Raw genomic sequence first — 4010 nt, forward strand, 5'->3', positions numbered from 1 at the left:
CACACCCTCCCGGTCGGTGGTGTGGTCGTCCCCGAAACGACGGTCACCCGTCGCGTCCGGCACGTACTTCACACAGACAACGATCCTCAAGCTCACGGCCTGTCTCCTGTACTGGTCTCGTCCGGCGGCTGCGGCTGTGCAAGCGGGCGCGAACTCGGCACGCACCCGCTCCGGGCAGCGTGTTCCCGTGCCGGTCCGGAACTTCCTGGCAGCATACTCGCCAGTAGTCGAATGACACTACTGGCCAGTAGCTTACGCCGCCGAGCCCCGTCCGACCGCCCCTCGGCCCGCCTCGCGAGGGCCTGAGGGCCCCCGGCCCGGACGGCCCGCGGAACGGCTCGCACTGCCGTCAGCCCTCATCCTGCCCCAGCGTCCCGCCGACACCACCCGACGGGGCGGCGCATCGGGAGTGGGATTCACCACCCGGGCCGCCACACCCCCCGGAGCGGATCAGACCGCCTCGCCCAGCGCCGCGATCACGTCCGCCTTGCGCGGCAGCCCGGCCGCCCGGCGCACCACCCGGCCACCCGCGTCCAGCACCAGGACCGTGGGCGTGCGCAGGATCTCCAGCCGGCGGACCAGCGCCAGCCGCTCCTCGGCGTCCAGCTCGATGTGCGCCACCCCCTCGACCAGACCCGCCACCTCCCCGAGCACCCGCCGGGTGGCCCGGCAGGGCTGGCAGAACGCGGTCGAGAACTGCACCAGCGTGGCCCGCTCGCCCAGCGCCTCCCCCAGGTCCGCCGCCGAGAGCCGTACCGCCCCGTCCTTCGCCCGCACCCGTAGCCTCCCGTCGCGCTGGGCCCGCAGCAGCCCGAACGCGCTCGCCACCGCGAGCACGACGACGCACACCACCAACCCGGTCATCCCCCCAGTCTGCCCCGGCCCCCCACGAGTCCGACAGAGTGGTCGACCGCCGGGGCGGGGCCCGCGTACGATCGCCGGGTGGACTCCGACCGCCCGGTACGACCGCTGCTGACCACCCGCCGGGTGGTCGACCTGTGCCGGGCCACGGCCTCGCGCTGTCACTGACGCGCCCTGCCGTCCCCCCTTCTGCGATCCAGATCCGGAGCCCCCGTTGCAGATAGACCCCCGCGGCCCGAGGTTCGCCGCCGCGCTCAGCGCGGCCGTCCTCGGCGCCGTCCTCCTCAGCGGCAGCGGCCTGCTGCTCACCCTCCAGGGCATCGTCTTCGGCCTCGGTGCCATCGGCGGCCTGCACCGGTCGCCGTACAACTGGCTGTACCGGACCCTGCTCCTGCCCCGGCTCGCACCGCCCACCGCGACGGAGGACGAGCGGCCGCCGCGCTTCGCCCAGGGCGTCGGCCTGGTCTTCGCCGCCGTCGGCGCGCTCGGCTTCCTCACCGGGGTGACCTGGCTCGGCCTGCTGGCCACCGCGTTCGCCCTCGCCGCCGCCTTCCTCAACGCCGTGTTCGGCTACTGCCTCGGCTGCGAGATGTACCTGCTCGTCCGTCGCTCCCAGGGTCGGCTGGACGCCGCGTCCTGACCGGACCGGAAAGGTTCCCGGCCGGCCCATCACGGACGTCACACACCCGTCACCCGCCCGACCGCCCGCCTCAGGTGACAGCGGGCACTCGTTCGGGGGATCATTTCCGTGTATCACCCGTGGCCGCCGCGGCGTGCCGCGCCTCCGGTCGGCCCCACGTACGACACGGGTACCGCCGGACCGGGCCACCAGGGCCCGTGGGAAGTCAGGACTGACCGTGGCAGAGCTCGTGTACCCGCCGGTGATCGGCGCCGCACTGACCGTCTTCCGCGCGCTCGACGTACGCATCAGGATCGTCGGCGCCGAAAACATCCCCGCCCAGGGCGGAGCGGTACTGGTGAGCAATCACATCAGCTACCTCGACTTCCTCTTCGCCGGCCTCGGAGCCTTCCGCGGCGGCAAGCGCAAGACCCGCTTCATGGCCAAGGACGACGTCTTCAAGCACGCCGTCTCCGGCCCGCTGATGCGGGGCATGAAGCACATCCCGGTCGACCGCACCGACGGCCAGCCCGCGTACGAGGCCGCCGTGCGCGCCCTGCGCGCCGGCGAGATGGTCGGGGTGTTCCCGGAGGCGACCATCAGCCGCTCGTTCATGCTGAAGAAGTTCAAGACCGGCGCCGCCCGGATGGCCGCCGACTCCGGCGCCCCGCTGCTGCCGGTCATCCTGTGGGGCACCCAGCAGCTCTGGACCAAGGGCCGGCCGAAGACCCTCACCAAGCGCCACGTCCCCGTGACCATCATGATCGGCGAGCCGATCGAGCTGGCGCCCGGCGACAAGCCCGTGATGGTCACCCGCAGGCTGCGCGCCGCGATGAGCGAGATGCTCGACCGGGCCCAGCGCGAGTACCCGGGCAAGCCGAGCGGGCCTGAGGACACCTGGTGGCAGCCCGCCCACCTCGGCGGCACCGCGCCGACCCTTGAGGTCGCCGAGGCCGAGGACGAGGCAGAGGCCGAGCGCCGGGCCAACCGCGACTGACGCCCCGGGCCGGCGGCGGCCGGCCGGGCGCGCCGCGCCGTCAACCCAACAATCCATTCTTCATACTCCGTGCGACCGAGTGGCCACGGACCGTCGCGTGTCGGCGGCCTGCCCGCCCTCCCGATCTGACACAGTGACAGCTCCCCCGGGGGCCTCGTCCTGCACCAGAGACGGAGATGACACGCCGATGACAGGCACACGGCTGCTGCCACTCACCACCACGGCCCGCACCCGCGCCCGCGCAGGTGCGGGCCTCCTGCTGGCGGGCACCGTCCTGCTCGCCGGGTGCGGTGTCCAGCCCGGCGAGATCCCGCTCAGCGAGATCCGGGCGGAGTCCCCGTCCGCCACCCCGACTCCCGACCCCGCCATCGCCAACGCGACCCCGGGCGTGATCGGAGCCGCGGCACCGGCCCTGCCCGTCACGGCCCACAACGGCCTGATCGCCGGCCGGGTCTTCCTCGACCCCGGACGCCTCACCAGCGCCGTCTTCACCGTGACGGCCGACGGCGGCACCCTGCAGCAGCTCACCCGGCCCTCCGGCCAGGACCGCGACGACCACCCCGACTGGTCCCCCGACGGCAGCACCCTCGCCTTCGACCGGACCGAGACCGAGACCGGCGCGGCCCGGCTCTGGACGGTTTCCGCCGACGGCGAGGGCGCCCACCAGATCGGCCAGCTCTGCGAGACCGGCGCCGCCGACTGCGCCAACGAGCAGGAGAGCGGCCCCGCCTTCTCCCCCGACGGGAAGCAGCTCGCCTTCAGCCGCACCTGGGGCGCGATCGACTCGTCCACCCAGCAGATCCAGTACTCCGACCTGTACCTGATGAGCCCCGACGGCAGCAACGCCCAGCGGCTGACCTTCCTCACCAACGACACGCCGTACTCCGGCGAGGTCCGCAATCCGAGCTGGTCGCCCGACGGCAAGCAACTGGTCTTCGAGTACCGGACCAGCTCGACCGGGCAGCCCGCCAGCGGCCGGGCCCTCTACGTCGTCAACGCCGACGGCACGGGCCTGCGCCGACTCACCCCGTGGGAGCTGCGCGCCGGTGAGCGCGCCAGCTGGTCTCCCGACGGCACCCGGATCCTGTTCACCACCTATCCGGCCGGCCCCGACAACACCCCCGGTGGCGGCATCTACACCGTGCAGCCCGACGGCAGCGCCATCGACGCCCTGACGCCCGGTCCGTCCGAGGTGTTCTACGGGGCCGCCGCCTACTCCCCCGACGGCACGTCCATCGTCTTCTCCCAGGCCCCCGCCGGCGGAACCGCCGACCTGTACCGGATGCAGACCAACGGCACCGGCGTCACCCGGATCACCGAAACGGCCGACCAGTGGGTGAGCCGCCCGAACTGGGGCACCGCCGCACCCCACTCGTAACCACGCGACGCCGGGGCCGGCCTTTCGGTCGGCCCCGGACCGCTTGGGCGTGCCTTTCCCGGAAACGCAAAGAACCCCCCGATCCTTACGGACCGGGGGGTTCTTTGGAATGATTGTTCGGCGGCGTCCTACTCTCCCACAGGGTCCCCCCTGCA

4 protein-coding genes and 1 pseudogene are annotated in these 4010 nt (G+C 73.0%); 3 read left to right on the forward strand and 2 right to left on the reverse strand.

Annotated elements, in window-relative coordinates:
• Both ABZ495_RS36815 and ABZ495_RS36820 read right to left on the reverse strand, forming a co-directional pair.
• A pseudogene (locus tag ABZ495_RS36815) lies at positions 1 to 96 on the reverse strand (electron transfer flavoprotein subunit beta); the annotation flags it as partial.
• Between the two features lie 354 nt (positions 97 to 450).
• Entirely contained in the window at positions 451 to 864 is a 414-nt protein-coding gene (locus ABZ495_RS36820) for a thioredoxin family protein (RefSeq protein WP_329490784.1), read from the reverse strand.
• Between the two features lie 211 nt (positions 865 to 1075).
• Between ABZ495_RS36820 and ABZ495_RS36825 the strand changes: the two genes are divergently transcribed.
• The 3 genes from ABZ495_RS36825 (at position 1076) to ABZ495_RS36835 (ending at position 3855) form a co-directional block, all read left to right on the forward strand.
• Positions 1076 to 1501 carry a DUF4395 domain-containing protein gene (locus ABZ495_RS36825; protein WP_329490783.1) on the forward strand — a complete coding sequence of 142 codons (426 nt, stop codon included), beginning with the start codon at positions 1076 to 1078 and terminating at the stop codon, positions 1499 to 1501.
• Positions 1502 to 1718: 217 nt separating this feature from the next.
• Positions 1719 to 2477: a lysophospholipid acyltransferase family protein gene (locus tag ABZ495_RS36830; protein ID WP_329490782.1), complete on the forward strand. Its 759-nt coding sequence runs from the start codon at positions 1719 to 1721 to the stop codon at positions 2475 to 2477.
• A 187-nt stretch (positions 2478 to 2664) separates the two neighbouring features.
• Positions 2665 to 3855 (forward strand): hypothetical protein, encoded by a 1191-nt coding sequence (locus tag ABZ495_RS36835; protein WP_359840346.1) that lies wholly within the window; start codon positions 2665 to 2667, stop codon positions 3853 to 3855.
• The last annotated feature ends 155 nt before the right edge of the window (positions 3856 to 4010 follow it).

Origin of the sequence: Kitasatospora sp. NPDC005748, from assembly GCF_040630735.1 — a bacterium.
Lineage (GTDB): Bacteria > Actinomycetota > Actinomycetes > Streptomycetales > Streptomycetaceae > Kitasatospora.